This window comes from Martelella sp. AD-3 (genome assembly GCF_001578105.1).
Classification (GTDB): domain Bacteria; phylum Pseudomonadota; class Alphaproteobacteria; order Rhizobiales; family Rhizobiaceae; genus Martelella.
Genome location: NZ_CP014275.1, coordinates 2877132 through 2902935 on the forward strand (window position 1 = coordinate 2877132; position 25804 = coordinate 2902935).

At 64.1% G+C, this 25804-nt stretch carries 27 protein-coding genes and 1 riboswitch; of the genes, 15 read left to right on the plus strand and 12 right to left on the minus strand.

Going from position 1 to position 25804, the window contains the following annotated elements; genetic code table 11:
- Positions 1-108 precede the first annotated feature (108 nt).
- On the plus strand, positions 109-675 hold the full coding sequence (locus AZF01_RS13420) for a dual specificity protein phosphatase family protein (RefSeq protein ID WP_024708144.1): 567 nt from the start codon (positions 109-111) through the stop codon (positions 673-675).
- Positions 676-681: 6 nt separating this feature from the next.
- On the opposite strand, the gene AZF01_RS13425 is transcribed toward AZF01_RS13420, so the two are convergent.
- Positions 682-1575, minus strand: coding sequence for a LysR family transcriptional regulator (locus tag AZF01_RS13425; RefSeq protein ID WP_024708143.1), 894 nt, complete (start codon positions 1573-1575; stop codon positions 682-684).
- 248 nt (positions 1576-1823) lie between these two features.
- Here AZF01_RS13425 and AZF01_RS13430 point away from each other — a divergent pair, with 248 nt between their 5' ends.
- From AZF01_RS13430 to AZF01_RS13450, 5 genes are all read left to right on the plus strand, one after another.
- Entirely contained in the window at positions 1824-3320 is a 1497-nt protein-coding gene (locus AZF01_RS13430) for a CoA-acylating methylmalonate-semialdehyde dehydrogenase (protein ID WP_024708142.1), read from the plus strand.
- 74 nt (positions 3321-3394) lie between these two features.
- Positions 3395-3489: riboswitch (TPP riboswitch) on the plus strand.
- Between the two features lie 50 nt (positions 3490-3539).
- The gene (gene thiM, locus AZF01_RS13435; RefSeq protein ID WP_036237089.1) at positions 3540-4334 is read left to right on the plus strand and encodes a hydroxyethylthiazole kinase; all 795 of its coding nucleotides are present in this window, start codon (positions 3540-3542) and stop codon (positions 4332-4334) included.
- Positions 4335-4485: 151 nt separating this feature from the next.
- Positions 4486-5286, plus strand: coding sequence for a bifunctional hydroxymethylpyrimidine kinase/phosphomethylpyrimidine kinase (gene thiD / locus AZF01_RS13440; protein WP_024708140.1), 801 nt, complete (start codon positions 4486-4488; stop codon positions 5284-5286).
- Between the two features lie 123 nt (positions 5287-5409).
- The gene (locus AZF01_RS13445; protein ID WP_024708139.1) at positions 5410-5853 is read left to right on the plus strand and encodes a cytochrome c; all 444 of its coding nucleotides are present in this window, start codon (positions 5410-5412) and stop codon (positions 5851-5853) included.
- Between the two features lie 98 nt (positions 5854-5951).
- Positions 5952-6812, plus strand: a complete 861-nt coding sequence (locus AZF01_RS13450; RefSeq protein ID WP_051424067.1) for a c-type cytochrome — start codon at positions 5952-5954, stop codon at positions 6810-6812.
- A 12-nt stretch (positions 6813-6824) separates the two neighbouring features.
- On the opposite strand, the gene AZF01_RS13455 is transcribed toward AZF01_RS13450, so the two are convergent.
- Both AZF01_RS13455 and AZF01_RS13460 read right to left on the minus strand, forming a co-directional pair.
- On the minus strand, positions 6825-7316 hold the full coding sequence (locus AZF01_RS13455) for a GNAT family N-acetyltransferase (protein WP_024708137.1): 492 nt from the start codon (positions 7314-7316) through the stop codon (positions 6825-6827).
- A 197-nt stretch (positions 7317-7513) separates the two neighbouring features.
- Positions 7514-7930, minus strand: coding sequence for a helix-turn-helix domain-containing protein (locus tag AZF01_RS13460; RefSeq protein ID WP_024708136.1), 417 nt, complete (start codon positions 7928-7930; stop codon positions 7514-7516).
- Positions 7931-8010: 80 nt separating this feature from the next.
- Here AZF01_RS13460 and AZF01_RS13465 point away from each other — a divergent pair, with 80 nt between their 5' ends.
- Positions 8011-8709 (plus strand): cation transporter, encoded by a 699-nt coding sequence (locus tag AZF01_RS13465; RefSeq protein WP_061449875.1) that lies wholly within the window; start codon positions 8011-8013, stop codon positions 8707-8709.
- 64 nt (positions 8710-8773) lie between these two features.
- Here the strand turns inward: AZF01_RS13465 and AZF01_RS13470 are convergent, their stop codons facing one another.
- The gene (locus AZF01_RS13470) at positions 8774-9649 is read right to left on the minus strand and encodes a branched-chain amino acid aminotransferase (protein WP_024707380.1); all 876 of its coding nucleotides are present in this window, start codon (positions 9647-9649) and stop codon (positions 8774-8776) included.
- Between the two features lie 285 nt (positions 9650-9934).
- Positions 9935-10360, minus strand: a complete 426-nt coding sequence (locus tag AZF01_RS13480; protein ID WP_024707378.1) for an organic hydroperoxide resistance protein — start codon at positions 10358-10360, stop codon at positions 9935-9937.
- 178 nt (positions 10361-10538) lie between these two features.
- Here AZF01_RS13480 and AZF01_RS13485 point away from each other — a divergent pair, with 178 nt between their 5' ends.
- Positions 10539-10988, plus strand: a complete 450-nt coding sequence (locus AZF01_RS13485) for a MarR family winged helix-turn-helix transcriptional regulator (RefSeq protein ID WP_024707377.1) — start codon at positions 10539-10541, stop codon at positions 10986-10988.
- Between the two features lie 13 nt (positions 10989-11001).
- Here AZF01_RS13485 and AZF01_RS13490 read toward each other — a convergent pair whose 3' ends face one another.
- The 4 genes from AZF01_RS13490 to focA all read right to left on the minus strand — a co-directional run bounded on the left by AZF01_RS13490 (position 11002) and on the right by focA (position 14652).
- Positions 11002-12000 carry an asparaginase gene (locus AZF01_RS13490; protein WP_024707376.1) on the minus strand — a complete coding sequence of 333 codons (999 nt, stop codon included), beginning with the start codon at positions 11998-12000 and terminating at the stop codon, positions 11002-11004.
- A gap of 30 nt (positions 12001-12030) precedes the next feature.
- Entirely contained in the window at positions 12031-13032 is a 1002-nt protein-coding gene (locus tag AZF01_RS13495; RefSeq protein ID WP_024707375.1) for an NAD(P)H-quinone oxidoreductase, read from the minus strand.
- 87 nt (positions 13033-13119) lie between these two features.
- Positions 13120-13683 (minus strand): HdeD family acid-resistance protein, encoded by a 564-nt coding sequence (locus AZF01_RS13500; RefSeq protein ID WP_024707374.1) that lies wholly within the window; start codon positions 13681-13683, stop codon positions 13120-13122.
- A gap of 105 nt (positions 13684-13788) precedes the next feature.
- A complete protein-coding gene (focA, locus tag AZF01_RS13505; protein WP_024707373.1) occupies positions 13789-14652 on the minus strand; it encodes a formate transporter FocA in 864 nt (287 codons plus the stop codon).
- A gap of 176 nt (positions 14653-14828) precedes the next feature.
- Between focA and AZF01_RS13510 the strand changes: the two genes are divergently transcribed.
- The 3 genes from AZF01_RS13510 to AZF01_RS13520 all read left to right on the plus strand — a co-directional run bounded on the left by AZF01_RS13510 (position 14829) and on the right by AZF01_RS13520 (position 18022).
- Positions 14829-15470, plus strand: a complete 642-nt coding sequence (locus AZF01_RS13510) for a glutathione S-transferase family protein (protein ID WP_024707372.1) — start codon at positions 14829-14831, stop codon at positions 15468-15470.
- Positions 15471-15649: 179 nt separating this feature from the next.
- Positions 15650-17062, plus strand: a complete 1413-nt coding sequence (locus tag AZF01_RS13515; RefSeq protein ID WP_024707371.1) for a chloride channel protein — start codon at positions 15650-15652, stop codon at positions 17060-17062.
- Between the two features lie 246 nt (positions 17063-17308).
- Positions 17309-18022 carry a phosphoadenylyl-sulfate reductase gene (locus AZF01_RS13520; RefSeq protein ID WP_024707370.1) on the plus strand — a complete coding sequence of 238 codons (714 nt, stop codon included), beginning with the start codon at positions 17309-17311 and terminating at the stop codon, positions 18020-18022.
- Between the two features lie 112 nt (positions 18023-18134).
- Here the strand turns inward: AZF01_RS13520 and AZF01_RS13525 are convergent, their stop codons facing one another.
- The 3 genes from AZF01_RS13525 to AZF01_RS13535 all read right to left on the minus strand — a co-directional run bounded on the left by AZF01_RS13525 (position 18135) and on the right by AZF01_RS13535 (position 21802).
- Positions 18135-19163 (minus strand): LacI family DNA-binding transcriptional regulator, encoded by a 1029-nt coding sequence (locus tag AZF01_RS13525; RefSeq protein ID WP_081725728.1) that lies wholly within the window; start codon positions 19161-19163, stop codon positions 18135-18137.
- A 134-nt stretch (positions 19164-19297) separates the two neighbouring features.
- Positions 19298-20518 (minus strand): NAD(P)/FAD-dependent oxidoreductase, encoded by a 1221-nt coding sequence (locus tag AZF01_RS13530; protein ID WP_024707368.1) that lies wholly within the window; start codon positions 20516-20518, stop codon positions 19298-19300.
- A gap of 177 nt (positions 20519-20695) precedes the next feature.
- Entirely contained in the window at positions 20696-21802 is a 1107-nt protein-coding gene (locus AZF01_RS13535) for a TRAP transporter substrate-binding protein (RefSeq protein ID WP_024707367.1), read from the minus strand.
- 346 nt (positions 21803-22148) lie between these two features.
- On the opposite strand from AZF01_RS13535, the gene AZF01_RS13540 reads away from it, so the two are divergent.
- From AZF01_RS13540 to AZF01_RS13555, 4 genes are read left to right on the plus strand one after another with little or no spacing between them, the layout of a single operon-like run.
- Entirely contained in the window at positions 22149-22775 is a 627-nt protein-coding gene (locus tag AZF01_RS13540; RefSeq protein WP_024707366.1) for a TetR/AcrR family transcriptional regulator, read from the plus strand.
- Positions 22772-23734 carry an HlyD family secretion protein gene (locus tag AZF01_RS13545; protein ID WP_024707365.1) on the plus strand — a complete coding sequence of 321 codons (963 nt, stop codon included), beginning with the start codon at positions 22772-22774 and terminating at the stop codon, positions 23732-23734. The genes AZF01_RS13540 and AZF01_RS13545 overlap by 4 nt, the downstream gene beginning before the upstream one ends.
- A complete protein-coding gene (locus tag AZF01_RS13550; RefSeq protein ID WP_024707364.1) occupies positions 23734-24669 on the plus strand; it encodes an ABC transporter ATP-binding protein in 936 nt (311 codons plus the stop codon). Before AZF01_RS13545 ends, AZF01_RS13550 begins: the two co-directional genes overlap by 1 nt.
- Positions 24659-25804, plus strand: coding sequence for an ABC transporter permease (locus AZF01_RS13555; RefSeq protein WP_024707363.1), 1146 nt, complete (start codon positions 24659-24661; stop codon positions 25802-25804). Before AZF01_RS13550 ends, AZF01_RS13555 begins: the two co-directional genes overlap by 11 nt.

Below are 25804 nucleotides of genomic sequence, written 5' to 3' on the forward strand. Positions count from 1 at the left end.
AATTTCCGCACTGCGACAGCATGTCGGTGGATATCCAGCCTCACCCGGGCTAAGTTTCGCCGAAATGCGGGCGTTAATGGTGCGATCGAAACACGGGAGCGAAAGTGGATGGGGGTAAAGGCCGTATTGAAGCGCTGCGCCTGGACAGCCGGCGCAGCCCTTCTCTGTGGGGGGCTTTATCTCGGCGGCCTGCAGTTGACCGGCAATTTCCATGAGGTTCATGCCGGCGCGCTCTATCGTTCCGCTCAGCCAAGCGCCGACGATCTGACTGACTACGCCAAACGCCACGGCATCAGGACGGTGATCAATCTGCGCGGCGCGCATCCGGGCCGGGCCTGGTATGATCAGGAAATCGCCGCAAGCGAGGCGCTCGGGATCACCCATGTCGACTTCGGCATGTCCGACAGCCGGGAATTGCCGCTCGATCGCAGCCTGGAGCTTCTGGCGCTGATGCGCGACGCGGAAAAGCCGCTTCTCATTCACTGCAAGGCCGGCGCAGACCGCACGGGGCTGGCCGCGGTCATGTATCTGCAGCAACTGGCAGGCATTGACGAGGAAACGGCCGAATGGCAGCTCTCCCCGATCTACGGTCACCTCAATATTCCGATGACCGGCCCGTGGGCCATGGACCGGACCTGGGAACGGCTGGAAAAGGATTTCGGCCTGCCGAGCTGAGGAAGCCTATGCCGCATCGACGATGAAGCGGCTCCGTTCCTCCCGGAACCGCCGGGTGAGAAAGGCCCGCACCAGCGCGATGCGCGCAAGATTGCCGGTATCGGGGTGTGACAGCAGGTAGTAGGACCGCCGGAAACTGATCTCCGGCAGAATGCTGACAAGGCCCGGACTGTCGCGCACGACGAAATCATGCAGGATGCCGATGCCGATGCCCGCGCGAACGGCCTCGATCTGACCGGCGACGCCGGCGCAGCGAAACAGCCGGCCCGCAGACCGGCCGAGATGGTTGGCATAGTTCAGCGAGGAGGCATAGGCGTAGTCCTCCACGCCCGTCACCGCGACATGCCCGGACAGCGCGTGCTCGTCATTTGGCGTGCCGAACCGGTCCAGATAGGCGCGCGCCGCATAGACGCCGAGCGTGTAGTCGGTCAGCTTGGAGACGACCAGCCTGCCCTCCTCCGGCGGGTCGAGCGTGATCGCAAGGTCCGCCTCGCGCTTCGACAGCGAGAATGTGCGCGGCAGCGGCACGAGCTCGACGACAAGGGCTGGATGCTGCTCCTGCAGGCGGCCAAGCTCGCCGGCCAGAAAATAGGTGCCGAGGCCGTCCGGCGCGCCGACGCGCACGGTGCCGGCAAGGCTCGCGCCGCGCGCCCGCGTATCCTCCGTGATCCCGAGAATTTCCGTTTCCACCCGTTCGGCGACGACAAGCAACCGCTCGCCCGCCTCCGTCAGCGTCGAGCCGGCTGGCGTGCGCTCGAACAACGGCTCGCCGAGCGCCTCCTCCAGCGCATTGATGCGGCGCGAAACCGTGGCATGGTTGAGCGTCAGCGCCCGGGCGGCCGCAAGGAACTGGCCATGGCGGGCGACCGCCAGAAAAACGCGCAAATGATCCCAGTCCATCGATGTCCTATAATTTTTGCACAACAGATTTGTAAAATATCCTGTTTCTTTGCAGAAATTAATAGGCAAGAGTGCAGGTGACAGTCAAACCGAGATGCGACAGGATGCTCTCTTGCTTGCGTCACCCTCGGGCTTGACCCGAGGGTCCAGGCGGAACCGCTCCGCGACAATGGATCCTCGGGTCAAGCCCGAGGATGACGCTGAAGGGGACGGCGGGTCCTGTCGCCTGAAAAACCGGAGGAACCACCATGAAATCCATCCAGCACTTCATCAACGGCAAGATCGCCGCGGGCTCCGGCAGCCGCACCGTGCCGACCTACAACCCGGCAACGGGCGAACAGAGCGGCGAACTGTCACTTGCCAATGGCGCCGACGTCCGCGCCGCCGTCGAAGCGGCAACGGCCGCCTTCCCGGCCTGGGCGGAGACGACGCCGCTGCGCCGGGCCCGTATCCTGAACAGGTTCCTCGGCATTCTCGAAGACCGGAGCGATGAGCTGGCGAAGGTGATCACCGCCGAGCACGGGAAGGTTCATTCCGATGCGCTGGGCGAGATCCAGCGCGGCATGGAAGTGGTCGAGTTCGCCACCGCCGCCCCGCAGCTTCTGAAGGGCGAGTTCACCGAAAATGTCGGCACCGCCGTCGACAGCTGGTCGATGCGCCAGCCGCTCGGCGTCGTCGCCGGCATCACGCCGTTCAACTTTCCGGCGATGGTGCCGATGTGGATGTTCCCGGTCGCGCTTGCCTGCGGCAACTGCTTCGTCCTGAAGCCGTCCGAACGCGACCCCTCCGCCTCCCTTCTGATTGCCGAATGGCTGAAGGAGGCTGGCCTTCCCGACGGCGTCTTCAACGTCGTCCAGGGCGACAAGGAGGCCGTCGACGCGATCCTCGCCGATCCCGACATCCAGGCCGTCAGCTTTGTCGGGTCCACCCCGATCGCGCGCTATATCTACACGACCGCAACGGCGAGCGGCAAACGCTGCCAGGCGCTCGGCGGCGCGAAGAACCACATGATCGTGATGCCCGACGCCGACATGGACCAGGCCGCCGACGCGCTGATGGGAGCCGCCTATGGCTCGGCCGGCGAGCGCTGCATGGCGATCTCGGTCGCCGTTCCCGTCGGCGACGAGACCGCCGACCGGCTGATCGACAAGCTGAAGCCCCGGATCGCCGCCCTCAAGGTCGGCCCCGGCACCGATCCGGAAGCCGATATGGGCCCGGTCGTCACGGCGGCCGCGCGCGACAAGATCCTCGGCCTGATCGATTCGGGCGTCGAGGAAGGCGCGGACCTCGTTGTCGACGGTCGCGGCCTGAAGCTGCAGGGCTATGAGAACGGCTACTTCGTCGGCGCGACGCTCTTCGATCATGTCACGACCGACATGAAGATCTACAGGGAAGAGATCTTCGGTCCGGTCCTCTCGGTTGCCCGCGCCGCAAGCTATGACGAGGCGGCGCAGTGGATCAACGACCACGAATACGGCAATGGCACGGCGATCTTCACCCGCGACGGCGATGCCGCCCGCGAATTCGCCCACAAGATCAAGGTCGGCATGGTCGGCATCAATGTCCCGATCCCGGTTCCGATGGCGTTTCATTCCTTCGGTGGCTGGAAGGCCTCGCTCTTCGGCGATCATCACATGCACGGTCCCGAGGGCGTGCGCTTCTATACCCGCATGAAGACCATCACCAGCCGCTGGCCCAAGGGCATCCGCTCAGGCGCCGAATTCTCCATGCCGACGATGAAATAGGCGGCATCCGCATACCCGGGACAATAGCAATCCGCCCCTTACCGGGCGGATTTTTTCTGCTATACCAACGGTCACAAGAGAGACAGGGGCGCCCGATCAAACGGGCTGAGAAGCACCCTTGGAACCTGATCCGGATCATACCGGCGGAGGGAGTCGCTCGGGCCTTTCCTGATCTGGCCCGTCCGGCTTTCCCGCTGAAACAAGAAAAGGGAAACCGGCATGACGGACGCCGACATTCTGTTGACCGAGATGCGCGAGAAAGCGCCGCTGGTGCACTGCATCACCAATCATGTGGCGATGAACATCGCCGCCAATGTCCTGCTTGCGGCCGGCGCCTCGCCGGCGATGGTGCTGGCAGAGGAAGAGGCGGGCGAATTTGCCGGGCTCGCCGACGCCTTGACGATCAATATCGGCACGCTGACCTCCGCTCGACTGGCCTCTATGAAGGCGGCCATTGCCGGCGCAAGAGACGGCGGAAAGCCCTGGGTGTTCGACCCCGTCGCCCATTTCGCAACCGACTATCGCAGAAAGGCCGCGCGCGCGATCCTCGATCTCGGCCCGGCCGTCCTGCGCGGCAATGCCTCGGAAATCCTCGCCTTCTCCGGCGCGGCGGCACACGGCAAGGGCGTTGATGCCGGCGATGGCGTTCTTGCGGCGGAAGAGACCGCGCGCCGTCTTGCCGCCGAGGGCAAGATGGTGGTTGCCGTCACCGGCGAGACCGATTTCGTCACCGACGGTCGCCGCGCCGCGCGGGTTGCGGGCGGTTCGCCCCTGATGCCGAAGGTCACCGCGCTCGGCTGCGCGCTGACCTGCCTTGTCGGGGCCTTTGTCGGCACGCGCCCGGCCGATCCCTTTTCCGCAACGATCGCCGCCTTCGCGCTCTATGCGGTCGCCGGCGGCAAGGCGCACGGAATGGCGCAAGGCCCCGGCACCTTCGCCCCGCAGTTTCTCGACGCCCTCGCCGCAACGGGCCCGGCGGAACTGAAGGCCGGCGCCAGGGTTACACTCCTGTGAGGCGGGACGTGCGCGGCTGTGACGGCGCAGGGCGCCTCGGCATCGGCCGATTGAAACGCGAGCAGCCCCTTTCCACATGTCCCGCAGGCGGCCCCGTCGCCGAACATACCAACAGGCAGCGATGGCCCACGTCCATCGGGAAGGCAAAGACATGATTGCGAATATTCTTTCGATCGCCGGCTCCGATCCCTCGGGCGGCGCCGGCATCCAGGCCGATCTCAAGACGTTTTCGGCACGGGGGACCTACGGCATGGCGGCGATGACGGCGCTGACGGCGCAGAACACGCAGGGCGTGACCGGCGTGCACGAGGTGCCGTCCGCTTTCGTCGCCGAGCAGATCGCGGCGATCTTCGACGATGTCTCCGTCAGCGCGATCAAGATCGGGATGATCGCCAACGCCAGTATCGCCATCACCATTGCCGACAGCCTGCGCCACCACGTCGAGGTGCCGGTCGTGCTCGACCCGGTGATGGTGGCCAAGGGCGGACACCGGCTTCTGCCGGAGGACGCGGTAGAGGCGCTGAAGGAGCATCTCCTGCCGCTTGCCGCCGTTCTGACGCCGAACCTGCCGGAGGCCGCGGCCCTGCTTGACGCGGACGTCGCGACCAATCGTGAAGCGATGATCGCCCAGGGCAATGCGCTGCGCGGGCTCGGCGCCCAGGCCGTTCTGATGAAGGGCGGCCATCTGGAGGGCGACGACTGCCCGGACCTGCTGGTAACCGCTCTCGGCCATCAATGGCTGGAGGGCGCGCGGATCGACACGGAAAACACCCACGGCACGGGCTGCACCCTGTCGAGCGCGATCGCCGCGGAAATCGGAAAGGGGCTTGCGCTTGCCGAAGCCGTCGTCATCGCCAAGGATTATGTCGCCGGCGCGATCGCGGCATCGGACAGGCTGTCCGTCGGCTCCGGCCACGGCCCCACCCATCACTTCCATGCCCTTTGGCCGTGATTTCAACAAATAGTGATGCCTAACGTCCGCGCGCGGGGCGAATTGATCTTTCGCAGCCGCTTACGCCACTGGCATCCCGTCGGCGGCTGGATATACTACAGGCGAAACGAGAAGGAGGTCTCGATGAAGAAGAACTATCTGATCGCCGTCGCATTGGCGCTCTGTCTTGGCGCGGGCCCGGTTTTCGCGCAGGACGCCCCGCAAATGCTCCGTCAGGATGACATGAAGGCTATCGGCCAGGCCATGGGCCAGCTCGGCGCCATCGCCAAGGGCCAGAAGGGCTACGATCCGGTCGTGGTCGAGGGCGCCCTGTCGTCGATCGCCGGTCATGCGAAGGACTTTCCGACGCATTTCCCGCCGGATTCCAAGACCGGAAACGACACGGAAGCAAGCCCGGCGATCTGGGAAAACATGGACGATTTCACCGCCCGCGCCGACAAGCTTGCCGCCGATGCGAACGCGCTTCTCGCCGACCTTCCCTCCGACCAGGCCGCCGTCGGCAAGGCGATGCAGACGCTTGGCGCCAATTGCGGCGCATGCCACGAAATCTATCGCGTCAAGAACTGACCCCGGCAGCCCTGGACCAGGGCTGAGACGGGTATTCAAGGAGCCGAAGCGTGAGACCACGCATCACGATCGGAGTGCTGGTTGTCGCCGCGCTGTTCATGGGCGCGGCGTTCATCGTTGCGCTCACGCCGCCCAGGCTTGACCCCGAAGCGCTCAGAAGCGCCGCGGTCGCCGACACGCAAAACGGCGAGAAAATCTTCTGGGCAAGCGGTTGCGCCGGCTGCCATGCCGCCCCCGGCGCCGAAGGCGACCAGAGGCTGGTGCTCGCCGGCGGCCTGCCGATCGAAAGCGATTTCGGCACGTTTCATGCCCCGAACATTTCTCCCGACGAAGGCCACGGCATCGGCGACTGGACCTTTTACGAGTTTGCCAATGCGCTGAAGAAGGGCATCGGGCGCCATGGCGAGAACCTCTACCCCGCCCTGCCCTACACGTCCTATGTGCGCATGACGAACCAGGATGTGCGCGACCTGCACGGCTACATCATGACGCTGCCGAAGAGCAGCGAACCGAGCAAGCCGCACGACATTGCCTTCCCGTTCAACATCCGGCTGGCGCTTTCCTTCTGGAAACGACTCTATTTTTCCGATCAGCCGCGCGTCACGCTTGCCGACGCCGCGCCCGAGGTCATGCGCGGACAGTATCTGGTGGAAGGCCCGGGCCATTGCGGCGAATGCCACACGCCGCGCAATGCGCTTGGCGGCCTGAAATATGGCGACTGGCTGGCCGGCGGGCCCAACCCCGACGGCGAAGGCATGATCCCGGACATCACGCCGGGATCGCGGGCCATCGGCGACTGGACGGCAAGCCAGATCGCAGACTATCTCGAGACCGGCTTCACGCCCGATTACGATACGGTCGGCGGCTCGATGGTCGAGGTGCAACAGAATGTCTCGCACCTCACGCGCGCCGATCTCGAGGCGATCGGCGCCTATCTGAAGGCCGTGCCGGCAAAGTGAGGCCGGCCGGTTTCAGGCGAGCGACTGCAGATAGCGCATGCCCGTCACCGGCCGGGCGACAAACTCCATCTGCTGGTAGAACTGGTGCGCCTTGGTGTTGCCCGTGGCGGCGCTGACGGAGAGATAGGCGCAACCCGCCGCCTTGGCGAAGTCGCGCGCGCGGGCAATCAGATGCTGGCCGACGCCATGGCTGCGATGGCCGTCGCGCACAAAGAGATGATGCAGGTCCATGCCGCGCAGGCCCTGCTGGGCGCGGTAGAGCGGGGTCAGAAGCGCATATCCGAGAAGCTGGGAACCGCCGTCGGCGACGAGCGCCGTTACCCAGGGCGCCGGCCCGAACAGGTCGCGCTTCAGCCCTTCGGCGTTCGCCTCCACGGCGTCGCCGTGAAAGGCGGCCAGAAGGCCGATCATGTCGAGCAATTGGGGAATATCGGTTTCGACCGCTTTCCTGATGGTCATCAGTGCGGGTCGTTCCAGCGAGATTTCGTCTTGGTCTTCGGTCATTGTCGTCCCTGGCCTTCGTTTCGAGCACCGCCGGGGACTTTGCTTCAACACCTTAGCCGCCCCCTGGCGGCCGGTGATGAACATGATCAATCGCGGCCGCTCCTATCGGAACAGCCAAAAATACGTGTGGTTGTGGGTAACGGTCTTGATCATGGATTTTCAGATGCGCCGAAACGGCAGACTTGTCAATTGAAAAATCACGCATGCTCCTCCGCGCACAGGCCGTGGTCGGCGAGCGAACGGATGACATAGCATTCGCCGACAGCGTCGGCGTCGCAATGACCGGCGATCCGCGCCAGTTCCGTCTCCAGCCGTTTCAGCCGCGCGATCTTCTCGCGCACGAGGGCGAGGTGGTCGCGGGCAATCGCATCGGCGCGATCACACGGGGTTTCGGGATGCGCGGAAAGCTCCAGCAATTCGCGGATCGCATCAAGCGAGATGCCAAGGTCGCGGGCATGACGGATGAAGGCGAGCCGGCTCTCCTCCTCCCGCCCGTAACGGCGCTGATTGCCCTCGGACCGTTCCGCCGGCGCAATCAGCCCGCTCTGCTCGTAATAGCGGATGGTCGGCACCTTGACGCCGGTGCGCCGCGAAAGCTCGCCGATGGAAAACATGTTTCAGAAAACCTCTTGAACCTATAGTCGCTGGAGCAATTATGGTGACCGGCATCGACAATTGCAACGGGTCGCGGACAATGAGCGCATGCTGCGGACAAGCCACTTTCGACGGCATGTCGGAAGCCTACAAGAAAAGACTGAAGATCGTCATCCTTCTCAACGCGGCGATGTTCATCGTCGAAATGGCGGCGGGCCAGGCGGCGCGGTCGCAGGCTCTCCAGGCAGACGCGCTCGACTTTCTCGCCGACGCGCTGACTTACGGCATCTCCATGGCGGTGATCGGCGCCTCTCTGAAGACACGGTCCGTGGCCGCCGCTTTCAAGGGCGCGAGCCTGTTGCTGATGGGTCTCTGGGTGTTCGGGTCGACCGTATGGCGGTTTTTCGCCGCCGGCGTGCCGGAAGCGCCGGTGATGGGCGTCATCGGTCTGATGGCGCTTGCCGCCAACCTCGCCACGGTGCTGCTGCTCGTCAGCTACAAGGATGGCGACGCCAATGTCCGCTCCGTCTGGCTCTGCTCGCGCAATGACGCGATCGGCAATGTGGCGGTGATGGTCGCGGCCCTCGGCGTCTGGGGCTCGAGCGCCGCCTGGCCGGACCTCGCCGTCGCCTTCGTCATGGCCAGCCTGTTCCTCTCCTCCGCCTTCCAGATCCTGGCCCAGTCATGGCGGGAATTCCGCGCGGGCGAAGCAGAGGCGGGCGCGCCGAACCCGCCTGCCGAAGACGCGTGCTGCGAGAGGACCTGCTGCGACAGCCGGAGCGAGAGCCGACCCGCCTGAGACCAAAAAGCCCGGACAAGCGCGCCCGGGCTTCTTTCGCCATCCGGCCTCCGGTCGGAAGCACCTATTTGCAGTTGGCCCGGGCCCAGTCCATATAAAGCGCCATCGCCTTCTTCGCCATCGGGCCGAGATCATAGTCACGGTCATCAAGCCTGGTGACGGGAACCACCTTGTTGTAATTGCCGGTCATGAACAGCTCGTCGGCTTCCATGAAGTCCTTCACCGTCAGCGTGCGCTCCTCGGCGGGGATGCCGTTCTCGCGGAAGAGCTTGAGGATGCGGCGGCGGGTGATGCCCGCCAGGAAGCAGCCATTGTCGGCCGGCGTCATCGGGATGCCGTCCTTGACGAGGAAGATGTTGGCGGAGGCCGTTTCGGCGACATTGCCGTTCATGTCGCAGGCAAGCGCATTGTCGAAACCGCGGGCCCGCGCTTCCAGCATCATCCGTCCGGAATTCGGGTAGAGGCTGCCGGCCTTGGCATGGGTCATCGCCACTTCCGGCGAAGGACGGCGGAAGGGCGACAGCGTGAGACGCACCGGCACGGTGGAGCGCATCGGCGTCTCGAACAGGCAGAGCGCGAACCGCGTGGAGGCCGGATCGGGCGGCACGAGGCCGGCAAGGCCGTGCTCGGCCCAGTACATCGGCTTGATGTAGACGGCCTCCGCCCCCTTGAAGCGTTTCAGCCCCTCCCACACCAGCGCCTCGATCTCCTCGGGCGTATGGGTCGGCTCAAGGCCAAGCGCCCGCGCCGAGCGGTTGATGCGCTTGCAGTGCTCGTCGAGATCGGGCGCCATGCCCTCGAAGAAGCGTGCGCCGTCAAACACGGTCGAGGCAAGCCACATCGCATGCGAGGTCGGGCCGATCAGCGGCGGATTGCCGGGAAGCCATTCGCCATCGACATGGGTCCAGGTTTCCGATGACGGGGAAGTATCGACTGCCATTTCATTCTCCTTGCAACGCCGCCGGCCTTCGCTATGCGCCTCGCAAGGTCGGTCGCTGGGAAAGGGGCCGGTGCGGCAGCGTGCGCCGGAAGGCGGGCGGCGGAAATTCAATGCAGCCAATCAAGACTTCGCCCGGCAGAAGGTCAAGCGGAAAATCCCCGGGCCCGCCCTTTCCCGGAGAACGGAATCCGCTGCGCTTCCCGCGCCTGTTGATCTTCGCCACCGCGGCATAAAAAAGCCGGCGGACAAACCGCCGGCCTCGAAAATTCCCGATCGTCGCGGCCGTTATTCGGCGAGAGAAACCGGAACCTCGTAGTTCACCCGGAGCGCATGGCTGTAGGGGCAAACGATATGGGCCTGATGGACGAGATTTTCCGCGGTCTCACGATCGAGGCCCGGAATGGAGATGGTGAGTTCCGCGGTGATGCCGAAACCTTCGCCATCGTCGCGCGGGCCGACGCCGACGGTCGCCGATACGGTCGTTTCCTTGGGAAGCTTGACCTTCTTCTTGGCGGCGACATTGTGAAGCGCGGAGTTGAAGCAGGCGGCATAGCCGGCGGCGAAAAGCTGCTCGGGATTGGCTCCTTCGCCGCCCGGACCGCCCATTTCCTTCGGCAGGGCGAGATTGACTTCGAATGCGCCGTCTTCGGTGCGGGCCGTGCCTTCGCGGCCGCCGGTTGAAATGGCCTTGGTGGTGTAAAGCGTCTTGATCATGGCATTGCTCCTTGTTGAGGCGGAAACCGCCTTCCTCGAGAAAACTTCCATTTCTTCTACGACGCGGCGGAGCCCGATCAGTTCCGTTCCGTATCGCATGGATTTTAAATAGCGCACAATTAAATTGTTTACAATATTATTTTGCGATTTTTATCATCTCTCCTATATTGCGCAAATGACCCATGATGACGACCGCCAGCCCCGGCTTGATGACCAGCTCTGTTTTGCCGTCTATGCCACCGAGCACGCCTTCGCGCGCGCCTACAAGCCGCTCCTGTCGAAGCTCGGCCTGACCTATCCGCAATATCTGGTGATGATGGTCCTTTGGGAACACCGCACGCTGTCGGTCAACGCCATCGGCGCGCGGCTGGGGCTCGACAGCGGCACGCTGTCCCCGCTTCTGAAGCGGCTGGAAACGGCAGGCCTGATCGCCAGGCGCCGGGCGGCCGACGACGAGCGCCGGGTCGAGATCACGCTGACGCCGAAAGGCCTGGCGATGCGCGAAGATGCCGAGACCGTCGGCCGGTCAATCGCGCAGAAAACGGGCTGCACGGCGGAAGAGGCCCGCGCGCTGCACGCCCGGCTGAACGCGCTGCGGCAGCATCTCCTGGAGAGCGAGGAATAGCCGGCCGTTCGCCTCAGGGCAGAACGGCGCGCACCCTGCCAACTTCCGTGCCGTTCCAGTTCTTCAGCCCGGAATCGGCCATCTGCCGCAGGCGCTCCGAGAGCGCCGCGTCATCGGCAAGTTGCCTTGCGAGAACGGCGGCCACCATGGCCTCGGCGGCGCGCGTCGTCCCGTCCTCGCATTTGAGCGCGATGCCGAGCCCCTTTTCCGGCAGCGCCGCGCAGAAAACGCCTTCCGCGCCGGTCTTGGCGAAGATGCGGCCGGGCGCCATTTCCATCAGAGCCGTGCAGGCCCGGCCCGTGCCGGCGACATAATAGGGCTCGGCCATCGCCGCATCGAGGATGCGCCGCGCGGCGCGGGCGCGCGCCGGCGAAAGCCCCTCGCCCGTCGCCATGCGGGCAAAGCCCCGGGCAAGCGATTTCAGCGGCACGGCATAGGTGGGAATATTGCAGCCGTCGATGCCGCAGACATCGGCGCCGACGAACGCGCCGGTCACATCCGCCATCGCCTCGCGGATCTGCGCCTGAAGCGGATGGTCGTAAGCGGTATACCCTTTTGGATCGATGCCCTGATGGCTGCAGGCGCAGACGAAGCCGGCATGCTTGCCGGAGCAATTGTTGCAAAGCGCATCCGGCATTTCACGCGTGCGGGCCTGATGGATGAGGACCGGCTGCTGGAATGACCAGTGCGCCCCGCATTCCAGATCCTCCGCGCCGCGTCCCGCTTTGGCGAGCATCTCGCCCGCAAGGGCCGCATGGGCATCTTCGCCCGAATGGGAAGAGGCGGAGAGCGCGAGCTCGCGATTGCCGAAGCCATAGGCGTCCGCCGCCCCGCTTTCAACGAGCGGCAGCGCCTGGATCGCCTTGCAGGCCGAGCGGGGAAACACCGCCGCATCGATATCGCCGGCGGCATAGACCACGCCGCCCGCGGCATCGGCAACCGCGATCATGCCGCGATGGCGGCTCTCGACGAGCGCGCCGCGCGTCACCTCGACCAGAACAGGATTGACCATCAGCCCGAACCTCCGCCGCTACCCAAGACCTCAGTCGAATGTCAGGACGATCTTGCCGATATGATCGCCCGCCTCCATGCGCCGGTGCGCTTCTGCCGCTTCCTCGAAGGCGAAGACGCGGTCGATCAGCGGCCTGACGCGGCCCTCGGCAAGCATCGGCCAGACCTTCTCCGCAAGATCGTCGCGCACGGCCTTCTTTTCTGCGTCGGTGCGCGGCCGCATGGTCGAGCCGGTGACCTTCAGCCGCTTGACCATGATCGGTGCCAGATTGACGTCTTCGGCCTTCGAGCCGCTGAGGAAGGCGATCATCGACAGGCAGCCATCCCTGGCGAGCGCGGAAAGATTGCGTTGGAAATAGGCGGCGCCGACCATATCGAGAATGATGTCGACCCCGCGTCCCTCCGTCGCCGCCTTCACGGCCTCGACGAAGTCCCGTTCGCGATAGTTGACCGCGACCGTCGCGCCGAGCGCCACGCAGGCATCGCATTTCTCCGCCGTGCCGGCTGTCGTGAACACGCGCGCGCCAAACGCTTTCGCAAGCTGGATGGCCGTCGTGCCGATGCCGCTCGAGCCGCCGTGGATGAGGACATCCTGCCCGGCCTTGAGTCCCGCCATCCGGAAGAGATTGGCCCATACGGTGAAGAAGGTTTCCGGGATCGCGGCGGCGGAAACGTCATCCATGCCTTCGGGAACCGGCAGGACCTGGCCGGCCGGAAGCAGGCAATACTCCGCATACCCCCCGCCATTGGCGAGCCCGCAGACGCGCGCGCCGATCTCGACCCCCTCGACCTCTTCGCCCATGGCGACGACTTTGCCGGCCACTTCCAGCCCCAGGACGGGACTTGCGCCGGGCGGCGGCGGATAGCTGCCCTGCCGCTGGGCGACATCCGGCCGGTTGACGCCGGCGGCCGACACCTTGACGAGCACGTCGTTCGGCCCCGGTTTGGGGCGCGGTCCCGTTGCCACCGACATGACCTCCGGGCCGCCAAAGCCGCTGATCGTGATGTAGCGCATCGAACCGTCTGAAGACATTGCTCTCTTCCCTCGGGTGCTTGAATTCAACAAACCAAAAGGCCCGGCCGCGTCCGTTTCGGAACGCCGGCCGGGCCTTTCTTCATTTCAGCCGTTGCTGCGCGGACGCAGTGCAAGCGCGAAGACCACCATCGACACGCCGTAGACCAGGAAATCGGCCGCGACGAACAGGCCGAGCAGCCACAGGCTGTTCTGCGGGAAGTTCGAGGCGATCAGGACCGCGGCCAGGATCAGGACCAGGCCGGAGAAGATCATGAAGCCCCAGCCCTTGAGCGGGCGCATGGTCATGCCCAGGTAAAGCCTGAAGCCGCCGGCAACGGCCAGCGAGACGCCGACGATGATGGTGAACAGGCTGGAGGCCAGAACCGGATTGCGCATCAGCACGATGCCGGCCAGCACATACAGCAGGCCCGAGATCACCCAGAAGGCCACATGCCCCTTGGAGCGATTATAGAAAAGCTGCAAGAGATGGACGACGCCGGCGACAATCAGCATCGCGCCGAAGAAGACCACCGAGGCAACGGTCGTCGCCACAAGATTGCCGAGAAGAATAAGGCTCAGCAGAACGAGCAGCAGGCCAAAGGCCATGACCCAGCCCCAGCGTCCCCTGAACTTGTCAAGATCCGGCCCCTGCTCTCCAAATGTCGTCATGGTGGAATATCCCCTTCATCACCGCGTAAAATCGTTGCGACGATAGTGACGAAGCTGAATATTGGCAACTCTTCTTCGCGTGGCCGGGCGTTTCTGGGCGCGATTTCAATGCGCCTGGTTGCGCACCGCCGGCCTCAGATAGATCACCCAGTAGGCGATCCCGACGAACAGCGCGCCGCCGATGATATTGCCGATGGTGACCGGGACCAGATTGGCAAACACGAAATTGCTCCAGGTCAGATCGGCAAAGTCTGCCGGATTGGCGCCCGAGGCTGCCCAGAATTCAGGTCCGGCAAGCGTCTTCGTGAGGATGGCCATGGGAATCTGGAACATGTTGGCGACGCAGTGCTCGAATCCGGCGGCCACAAACATGGCGACCGGCAGGATGACGGCCAGGATCTTGTCGGTCGCCGACCGGCCGGCATAGGTCATCCACACGCCGAGACAGACGAGCACGTTGCACATGACGCCGAGCGCGACCGCCTGAAGGAAGGTGTGGTGCAGCTTGTGCTGGGCGATATGCATGTAATTGAGGCCAAGAAGCCCGCCATCGCCCTCATAGTGCCGGGCGGCCTGCATGATCATCACCAGCGTGACCGCGCCGACAAAGTTGCCGAGATAGACCATCGCCCAATTGCGCGCGAGCGCGGCCCAGGTGATCCGCCCGGTCGCCTTGCCGATGATTGTCATCACGGTGCTTGTGAACAGGTCGGCGCCCGTCAGCACGACGAGGACCAGCCCGAGACTGAAGGCGAGGCCGCCGATGAACTTGTTCGCGCCCCAGCCGATATCGCCATTTCCCGTTGTCACGACCGTGTAGAATATGAAGGCTATGCCGATGAAGGCGCCGGCCATCATCGCGGAGACGAAAAGCGAGAGCGGATCCTTGTTGACCTTTGCGATCCCCGCCGCCTCGGCCTTTTCGGCCATGACATGGGGCGGGAAGGCATCGAGATTGAAATGCTGCATGGTCAAGAACTCCGTCGGTGGACGCTTGGGAGGCGCGTGGCCGATACGTAGCAGCCCCGCCCCCCGGCGCGTTGATCTTGATCAGTCCGACAAGGACGGCAATCCGGGGGCTGATCGCCAGGCGCGACATCTGCATAATGGCAATCATTACCGAATCATTCCGGAAGGACCGTGACATGCTGAAAATATGGGGCCGCGCGACATCATCCAATGTACAAGCGTTGATGTGGACTGTCGGCGAGCTTGAACTGGAACACGAACGGTATGATGTCGGCTTCAAATTCGGCGGCACGGACACGCCGGAATTTCTGGCAATGAACCCGAACGGACTGATCCCTGTCGTCAAGGACGGCGACGATGGCGAGGCCCTGTTCGAGACAGGCGCCATCTGCCGCTACCTCGCCGCCCGCCATGCACATGACAGCTTCTGGCCAAAAGATCCGGCAGCGCGCGCCCATGTCGACAAATGGGCCGAATGGGGCAAGGTCACCGCCGCTGCCGCCTTCACCGTGCCGATCTTCTGGGCCGTGGTGCGCACGCCGGCGAAGGACCGCAACCCCGAGGCGATCGCGCGCGCGCTCGCCGCCTTCGACCGGCTTCTGGGCATCGCCGAGGCCGAGCTCGAGAAGCACGCCTTCCTAGCGGGCGACAGCTTCACGCTGGCCGACATCATGTTCGGCCACATTCTCTACCGCTACCATACGATGGAGATCGACCGTCCCGCGCGACCGGCCGTCGAGGCCTACTACGCGGCGATGACCGAACGCCCGGCCTATCGCGACCATGTGATGGTCTCTTATGACAGCCTGCGTCCGTAAAAAGGCCTGTTGGCGACAAATCGCGGCGCGTGAACGGAAATTCCCTGCGACGGCCTTGAAATCGACCGGAGGCAAGAGGATAACGAAGGCAACCGCCCCGCTTCCTGTACATTGATACCGGGCCCCGGACCGGGAAATTCTGTCGAGAACGCCAAAGAGATTGCCGCGAAAGCCAGGTCATGCGCCCCTATTACAAGAACGTCAAAATGGTCCGTCGCACACGGGTGATGTGGGGATCATGGCGCATATGGCAGCCAAGGCTGGTTTTCTGGGTCGGGGCCCTGATGATCGGGGTGATCAGCGTGTTCTTCGCGCGCGCCGCCGATTTCGCCTATGAACTGTTCGAGACGATGCGGCATTCGACCGCCTATTCGCCCTATCTGCCGCTGATCCTGACGCCGCTCGGCTTCATGCTCTGTTCCTATCTGAGCACGCGCTGGTTTCCCAATTCGCAAGGGTCGGGCATTCCGCAGGCGATCGCCGCAAGGCATCTGCACAATACCGAAAGCCAGCACCGGCTGCTCAACCTCCGGGTTGCCGCCGGCAAGATCCTGATCACCGTGATCGGTCTCTTCTGCGGCGCCTCGATCGGCCGCGAGGGCCCGACCGCCCAGGTCGGCGCCTCGATCATGATCCAGACCGCGCGCTGGGGCAAGATGATCCAGACCAAGGGGCTGATCGTCGCCGGTTCGGCGGCCGGCATCTCGGCCGCCTTCAACACGCCGCTTGCCGGCATCGTCTTTGCCATCGAGGAAATGAGCCGCGCCTACGAATCGCGCGCCAACGGCCTCGTCGTTTCCGCCATCATCCTCTCCGGCCTCGCCGCAATCGGGCTTGCCGGCAACTACACCTATTTCGGCCAGGCCTCGGCCATCGCCGTGCGGCCGGAGGAATGGGTCGCCGTCTTCGTCTGCGGCATCGGCGGGGGACTTCTGGGCGCCATGTTCTCACTCTATTCGCTGAAGGTGGCGCGGCGCGTCAAGCGCTGGGCGCAGCCTGCGCCGATCAAGAGGATGGCGCTTGTTGCCGGCGGCTGCGGGCTGTCGGTCGCCGTCATCGGCATCGTCTTCGGCGGCGCAACCTTCGGCACCGGCTACGAGCAGGCGAGAACCGTGATCGAAGGCGGATCGATCAACCCCTTCTTCTTCGCCGGCAAGCTGGCCGCGACCTTCCTCTCCATGGCTTCCGGCATTCCCGGCGGTCTGTTCGCGCCTTCGCTGTCCGTCGGCGCGACGCTCGGCTCGACGGTTGCCGATGTTCTGGGCGTCAGCATCGGCCTCGGCGCGATCCTCGGCATGGCCGGCTACTTTGCCGGCGTCGTCCAGTCGCCGATGACGGCCTTCGTCATCATCCTGGAAATGACGGACAATCACGACGGCATCATCACCCTGATGGCGACGTCCATGCTCGGCTACATCGCCTCGCGCATGATCTCGCGCGAGCCGCTCTATCACGGCCTTTCGCGCGCCTTCATCGCCGACAGCATCAAGTTCCAGCGCGCCCGCAACCGCGAAACGACTGCGGAAGAACGCAGCACCGTCGAAGAGATGCGCGAGGAAACCCGTCGTTATAATGACAAGGGCGCCCTCTAGAGTATCGGGCGAAAAGTGGTTGCCGGTTTTTCGATAACCCGATGCGCCTACACAAAGAGATGGATCACCGGGCGGTTAATCTGAACCGCCCGGTGATCCAGAACCGGTCAGGGCAGCGCGTTCTAGCAATCAGGTGATCCGCGACAAGCTTTTGCCGTCGCCGCCTGAAATTCGACAAGCCGGTTCCTCGCGCAGCGCCGGCCTGGACGCGATACTGCGCGAAACGGACACGATGCGAGTTTGACGATGACGCTTTCCTCCAAGATCGACCTCGAAAACACTCTTGCCGCCCTGGACCTCGAGGGACGACTGCGGCTCGTCGCCGAAAGTGGCCGGCCCGCCGTCTTTACCACCAGTCTCGGGATCGAGGATCAGGTGCTGACCGGAGCGATCGCCATGGCCGGCCTGCCGATCAGGATCGTCACGCTCGATACCGGTCGCCTTTTTGACGAGACGCTGCAGCTGATCGAGGACACCGAGGCTCGTTTCGGCATCGCGATCGAGCGTTTTCATCCGCGGCAAGAGGCTGTCGATGCCTATGTCGCCGAACATGGCCGCAACGGCTTTTACGAGAGCGTCGACGCGCGCCACGCCTGCTGCCACATCCGCAAGCTCGAGCCGCTCTCGCAGGCGCTCGAAGGCGCAGCCTACTGGATAACGGGGCTGAGGCGCGGCCAGTCCGGCAACCGCGCGACGACCCCTTTTTGCGAGGAAGACAAGACCCGCCATCTGACGAAGATCAATCCGCTGGCCGACTGGAGCATCGCGGACATCCGCGCCTTTGCCGAGCGGAACGACGTTCCCCTCAACCCGCTGCATGAGCGCGGCTATCCCTCGATCGGCTGCGCGCCCTGCACACGCGCGATCAAGCCGGGCGAGCCGGAGCGCGCCGGTCGCTGGTGGTGGGAAAATGACGCAAAGCGGGAATGCGGCCTGCACGTCGGGAGCGCCGCCCGCTGAGGCCAAGAGAGGCCGGAATATACGGTTTCCCCCGGAATACGGAACCGGTCTATCTCCTTGTTTTGACGCATTGTCGCGGACGTCAGATGTTTCCATCTGCCGGCGAAATGCACTATCGTCGCGTCGAGTTGCCCTCAATGATCTCGAAGGGCAGTTCAACGGCCGCTTCCGGCCGCTCGCCCTCCGTCAGGTACCGCATGATCAGATCGGCCGCCTTGAAGCCGATCTCGTAGAGCGGCACATAGACCGAGGTCAGCGGCGATTCCTCCATCTCGGCGAAATCCACGCCGTTATAGCCGCAAATGCCGAGCTCCTGCGGCACGCGAACGCCAAGTTGCTGGGCGCCGAAATAGACCCCCATGGCAAGCCTGTCATTGTGACAGAAGACAGCATCCACCTCCGGCATGCGCCGCCTGAGGTTGCGCACGAGGTTGACGCCCTGTTCCATCGGATTGCCGGTTTCGGCCTCGAAGACATAGGCCGGATCATAGCGGCCGGCCTTCAGCAACGCGTCGCGATAGCCCTCGAAGCGGCGGCGGGAGCGGATGTCCTTGCCGCCGCCCAAGAGCGCAATCCGCTCATAGCCCTGCGCCAGGAGATGCTCGACGGCCGCCGTTGCCGCCGCCCGGTTGCGAATGCCGACGCCCATGTCCAACGGCTCGATGCTGGTATCCATCATCTGCACCACCGGACAGCCGAGCTCGGCGATCAGGGGCTTGTTGACCGGAAACTCGGCAACGCTTTCAAGAATGATGCCGGCGGGATTCTGCGCCACGAAAAGCCGGAGCAGCTTGGCTTCCTCGGCCGCGTTGAGGCCGATATTGGCGAATTGCGTGCTGACGTCGCTGGTCAGGAAGCGGTCCTCGACGCCGCGGGCGGCATGGAAAAAGCCGCTCATCTCCATGATCGGCGCCAGCACCGCTACGATTCCGCTGTGCCGGCTGGCAAGCGCCCGGGCGGCGAAGTTCGGCACGTAGCCGATCTCCTCGACCACATCCAGGATTGTCTCGCGCAGTTTCTCGCTCACCTTGTGCGGTTCGCGCAGCGCCCGTGACACCGTGATCGGACTGACGCCCGCCAGCCTTGCGACATCGCTCAGCGTCGTTCGCGATTTCGAACCGCCCCTCAACCGAAAAGACAATTCTTCGATCCCCTGTCCCGCCCACCGGCGCTTGGCATTCCATTCACGTCTGCGGCAACTTCAGTCCGGCATTTTATCATGAAATTCAAATTCACGGCAAAATGACTTTTGTCAACCTTGCGGGCAATTGCTCCTCAAGGATTGGCCAGAGCCTTCAGATCGGTCGCCGGATCCGCGATCGCCTCCGCGGCCGGATTGACCCCCGCGGAAAGCATCTTCTTGGCGCAGACATAGGCGCGTGCATCATTGATCGCGTCGACGGCGAGAAGCGTGTCGCCCCTGAAATACCAGACGGATTGGCTGCCCTCGCGGGCGCCCTCGCGCGTCACGACGCGATCATAGCCGCCATTATAGCCCGCGATCTGCAGTTTCACATCATATTGATCCGACCAGAACCATGGCTCGGGTTCATAGGCCTTGTCCGAGCCCGCGATCACGCCGGCGATCGCCTCCGCCTGGTCAACCGCGTTGGGCACCGATTCGAGGCGAATACGCTCGCCGCGATAGGGCTGCTCGACGCAATCGCCGACGGCAAAGATGGCGGGATCGGAGGTCCGCCCGAACCGGTCGACGACGATGCCGTTTCCGACGGCAAGGCCTGCTTCCTTGGCGAGCTGGTCGTTCGGCGTCACGCCGATGCCGACGACCGCCATGTCGATTTCCAGCGTCTCGCCGCGCGAAAGCACCGCGCGCCGGACATGGCCCGCCTCGCCCTCGAGATGGATCAGGCCGGTATTTTCGCGGATATCGACGCCGTGCGCGCGATGAATGGCGCGCATGATATCGGCCGTCTCGGGCGCTGCGACGCGCTTCAGGATACGGTCGGCCATTTCGATCACGGTGACATCGACGTCGAATTTCCGCGCCACGGCCGCCGCCTCGAGCCCGACATAGCCGCCGCCGACGACGAGGAGCCTGGCGCCAGGCTTCATGGCTTCGGCCAGCCGGTCGGCGTCATGCTTGTCGCGCATGACGAACACGCCCTGAAGGCCGCCGCCGATATCCTCCGGCAGGCGGCGCGGCGCGGCGCCCGTGGCCAGCACCAGCGTGCCATAGGAAAGGGTCGCGCCATCCTGCATCACGATCTGCCTGGCGTCCCGGTCGATGCGTTCGACGAAACGCTCCAGAAGGAGGTCAATGTCGTTTTCGCCGTACCAAGCCTCGGGCCGGAACAGCAGCCGATCGAACGCCATCTCGCCGAGAAGGTATTTCTTCGAAAGCGGCGGTCGCTGGTAGGGCGGCACGGCTTCCGCCCCGATCAGCGTGATCGGCCGCTCATCCTTCAGCGCCCTCAGCTTGGCCGCGACGGCAAATCCGCCCTGACCTGCTCCGACAATGACAATCCGATCGGACACGGTTTGCCCCTTTTTCGTTTGTTTTCGATGCAGACCAATGGCTTACGTCGCGATCGAGGCCCCGTCAATCATCCGAGCAGCGCCGAATAGGCACAGGTGCGCGACAAAAAAAGGCCCGGTATCGCCCCGGGCCTCTTCGCTTGTTGGCCTGTTATCCAGCCGATGGCGGAGCAATCTTCAGAGATTGCCCTTGCGCTGCTGGACCATCATGAACTTGTCGAAGGAGAACTCCGCGAGCTGCATCCACAGATAGGCGTCCTTCTTGAACTCCTGCTGGCTGTCATAGATGCGCTTGAACCAGGCGTTCTCCGCCGAGATCTCGGCGAAGGTCTCCTGAGACACCTTGTAGCAGGCATCGAGAATTTCCTCGCTGAACGGCTTCAGCACCGCGCCTTCGGCGACCAGCTGGCGCAGCGCCTGCGGGTTGCCGGCATCATAACGGGCGAGCATGTCGAGGTTCACCGCGTCGCAGGCATCCGTCAGTATCTGCTGATAGCTTGCCGGCAGTTCGTTGAACTTGTCGAGATTGGTGAAGGCATGGATGACCGGGCCGCCTTCCCACCAGGCCGGATAGTAGTAGTATTTCGCGACCTTGACGAGACCGAGGCTGAGATCGTCATAGGGGCCGACGAATTCGGTGGCATCGATCGTGCCGCGTTCCAGCGCCGAATAGACGTCGCCGGCGGCAATCTGCTGCGGCGTGACGCCGAGCTTTGCCATGACCTGGCCCGCAAGGCCGGCGATGCGCATCTTCAGGCCCTTGAGGTCCTCGAGCGAATTGATCTCATTGGCGAACCAGCCGCCCATCTGCGCCCCGGTATTGCCGGCCGGATGTCCCCAGACGCCCTTTTCGGCGAAGAACTCGTCAAACAGTTCGTTGCCGCCGCCCTGGTAGAGCCAGGCATTCTTCAGGCGCGCATTCATGCCGAAGGGCACCGCCGTGCCGAGACCGTAGGTCATGTCCTGGCCGATATAGTAGTAGGAGGGCGTGTGGCACATTTCGATCGTGCCGTCGCGCACGGCGTCGAGCACCTGCAGCGGCGGAACCAGTTCGCCGCCGGCAAAGACCTGAATATCGAAATTGCCGTCGGTCGCCTCGCGCACGCGCTCCGCAATGCCGGTCGCGCCGGAATAGAGAATGTCGAGCGACTGCGGGAAGGCAGACGACAGGCGCCAGTTGAGCTTGGGGTTTTCCTGGGCGATGGCGGGGGCGGCGAGCGCGGCCGGGGCGAGCGCGCCGGCCGAAGCAACGCCTGCTTTTTTGAAGAACGTGCGGCGATCCATTGGTGTTTCCTGCTTCATTGTCGAAGGACCGGCTCCCGGCGGGGCGAACGTCATGCCTGCCCCGGCGTCGGGCGATCCGTACCGCTCGGTACTATCTTTTTTCACCGTCGCATGCAAGCCCGACATCGCGGCCTTGCGTCATTACCTGTTGTTGATTTGTTCGAACCCGTCCGGCGCGCCATGACCTGCCGTACGCGGCGCGGAACCTCACCGCCCCGGCCTTGCCGTGCCGCCCTTCGCTCGCCCCGCGCCAAATGCCGGGTGACCGGCCGACGCGTCTTGCTTCCACCGGTTGATCCTGTTATGACTGACTGGTCAGTCATAATCAAAGAGGCAGCTGTCCGGAATGAACACCCCGCCGAAACGAAGAACGCTCGCGCCTGAAGCCCGTCGCAAAGCCATCCTGGACGCCGCCCTTGCCGTGTTTTCCGAAAAGGGTTTCGCCAATGCGCGCATCGAGGACATTGCCCGGCGCGCCGGAATCGGCAAGGGCACGGTCTATCTCTATTTCCCGGACAAGGAGAACCTGTTCAAATCGCTGATCAGCGACGCGCTCGGTCCGCTTCTTGCGGCCGCACACGCGACGCTCGACGAACCGGATCTTGACCCGCGCGAAACGCTCGCGATCTTCTTCGAAATGGTGAAAACTGAAGTGCTCGGGACCGAAAAACGGGACCTTGTTCTCCTGATGGCGATGGAAATGCGCAATTTCCCCGAGATCGCCGAATTCTATCACGAGAACATCATTCGCTCCGGCCTCGCCCTTATCCTCGGCGTTCTCGAGAGGGCCGAAAGGCGCGGCGCTTTGCGCTCTTCCAAGGTGCTGAAGGCGCCGCAGGTGATCTTCGCGCCGGCGCTGCTGTCGGTCATCTGGGATGCGAACTTCGCCCGCTTCGGCGATCTCGACCTCGATGCCGCATTCGGATTCTACCTGGATACCCTGTTCAAGCCAGCCGAAGGGGATACCCCATGAAACGCGTTCTCATCGCCGTCATCCTGCTGGCCGTGGCTGCCTCGGCCGGATACTACCTCTTCCGCCCCGAAGAGGACCACGGCTTTCTCGGCTGGGTGGAGGCCGACGCGCTCTATATCGGCGCCCCCGACACCGCGCGGCTCACCGTACTCACCGTCGAGGAAGGGGACGAAGCAAAGACCGGACAAAGGCTGTTTGCCCTTGAAGCCGACGTGGAACAGGCCGCCGTCGACACCGCCCGCGCCAACCTGGAAAAGGCAAGGGCCGCCCTGGCGCTCGCCCGGGCGCCGCAGGACAGGCCGGAACAGCTGGAAGCGCTGCAGGCCTCTCGCAAGGAGGCCGAGGCGGCGCTTGAATACGCAGAAAAGTCGCTGACGCGGGCAAGATCGCTGTTCCGGCAGGAAAGCGGCACCAAGGCCAATCTCGACAGCGCCGTCAGCGCCTACGCGCAGGCGAAGGCCGCCCTCGACAAGATCAATGCCCAGATCGCGCTCGGCGAACTGCCCCAGCGCGACCAGCAGATCGAACAGGCCGAGCAGAGCGTCTCCGCCGCCGGATCCGACCTTGCCGCAGCGGAAGCCGCGCTGGCGCTCAAGACGGTTTCCGCCCCGGCCTCAGGCAGCATAGAGGAGGTCTATTACCGAACCGGCGAAGTGGTGCCGGCGGGCCGGCCGGTCGTCTCGCTTCTGCCGCCGCAAAACATCAAGATCGAGTTCTTCGTGCCCGAGCGCGAGCGCGCCGCGCTGAAGGTCGGCGACAGGGTGCGCGTTTCCTGCGACGGATGCCGGCCGCAAGACGCCACGGTCTTCTTCATCGCCAAAGACGCCGAATACACCCCTCCCGAGATTTTCTCGCGTGAGGAGCGCGCCAAGATGGTCTATCGCCTGGAAGCCCGGCCGGAGGATCCGGAAGCGCTTGCCGTCGGTCTTCCCGTCAATGTCACAGGGGAGCGCAACTGATGGCCACCCAGGACAACGTCATTTCGGTCGAGGGCCTGACCAAGAGCTTCGGCGGCCGCACCGTGGTCGACCATCTGACCATGAACGTCCGCAAGGGCACGATCCACGGCTTTCTGGGCCCGAACGGCTCCGGCAAGACCACCACCATCCGCATGCTCTGCGGCCTTCTGACGCCGGACAGCGGCTCCGGCACCTGCCTTGGCTACGACATCACCCGCGACGGGGAGCGCCTCAGGCGTCACGTCGGCTACATGACCCAGCGTTTCTCGCTCTACGAGGACCTGACGATCCGCGAGAACCTCGATTTCGTCGCCCGGATTCACGGCCTGAGGGACCCGCGGAAAAAGGTCTCCGACGCCATCGAGCGGCTCGGCCTTGGCGGTCGCGAGAAGCAGCTCGCCGGCAATCTCTCCGGCGGCTGGAAACAGCGGCTCGCGCTCGGCGCCTGCACGCTTCCCGATCCGGACCTCCTGCTGCTCGACGAGCCGACCGCCGGCGTCGATCCCAAGGCCCGGCGAGAATTCTGGGCCGAAATCCACGCGTTGGCCGCAGACGGTCTCTCGGTTCTGGTCTCCACCCATTATATGGACGAGGCCGAACGCTGCCACGAGATCGCCTATATGGCCTATGGCAAGCTGATGGTGACCGGCACGGTGAAGGAGGTGGTGGCCGCCTCGAAGCTCGAAAGCTATCTCATCACCGGCGCCCATGTGCATGACCTTCAGGCCGAACTGGAACAGGCGGACGGCGTCGATCTCGTCGCCCCCTTCGGCTCGTCATTGCATGTCTGCGGCCATGACAGGGCGGCGCTGGAGCGCGCGGTTCAGCCCTACCGCGACCGGCCGGATACCGACTGCCGCCCGAGCGAGGCAACGCTGGAGGACGCGTTTATCTACATGATGAATGCATCGAAGGACAATTTCGATGACGGATGAACGGCCACAACGTTTTCCTGCCTTGCGCCGCTTCTGGGCGATGACGGTCAAGGAATTCATCCAGATGACGCGCGACCGGCTGACCATGGGCATGATGATCACGCTGCCGATCATGCAATTGCTGCTGTTCGGCTTCGCCATCAACACGACGCCGCATCATCTGCCGACCGCTGTCATGCTGTCGGAAAGCACCGATGCCTCCCGCGCCATTCTGGCCTCGATGGAGAACACCGACTTCTTCGATATCACCGGCATCGTCACAAGTGATGAGGACATGGACCGGGCGCTGGAATCGGGCGAGGTGCTGTTCGTGGTCGAGATTCCGCCGGATTTCGAACGCGACCTCAGACGCGGCCTCTCCCCGTCCCTTCTGGTGGCGGCCGACGCGACCGATCCGGTCGCCGCGTCTTCCGCGCTGGGGGCGCTCTCGGGCGTCGTTTCCACCGCGCTTTCCGGCCTGCACGGCGTCACCATCGCCGCCCCCGGGGAGCCGGCCTTCAACATCATCCAGCACCGGCGCTACAATCCGGCGGGCAAGTCGACGCTCAACATCGTGCCCGGCCTGCTCGGCACGATCCTGACGATGACGCTGCTGATCTTCACCGCCCTTGCCGTCACCCGCGAGATCGAGCGCGGCACGATGGAAAACCTGCTCGCCATGCCCATCCGCCCGATCGAGATCATGATGGGCAAGATCATGCCCTATGTCTTCGTCGGCGCGTTTCAGGCGGCGCTGATCATCTCCTCCGGCCTCTTCATCTTCGACGTGCCGATCCTCGGAGACCCTTGGTCGCTGGCGCTTCTGACGCTGCTCTTCGTCGTCACCAACCTGTCGATCGGCTACACATTCTCGACGGTTGCCAGGAACCAGCTCCAGGCCGTGCAGATGTCGATGATGTTCTTCCTGCCGAGCATCCTGCTGTCGGGCTTCATGTTTCCCTTTGACGGCATGCCGCGCTGGGCGCAGTATCTCGGCGAGGCCCTGCCGCTGACGCACTATCTGCGCATCGTGCGCGCCATCATGCTGAAGGGCGCCGACATCACGGTCCTCGGATTCGACAGCGCCATGCTGGCGGCGATCGCGCTGGTTGCCATCACCATTGCCGTCAGCCGCTTCAACAAGACGCTCGACTGA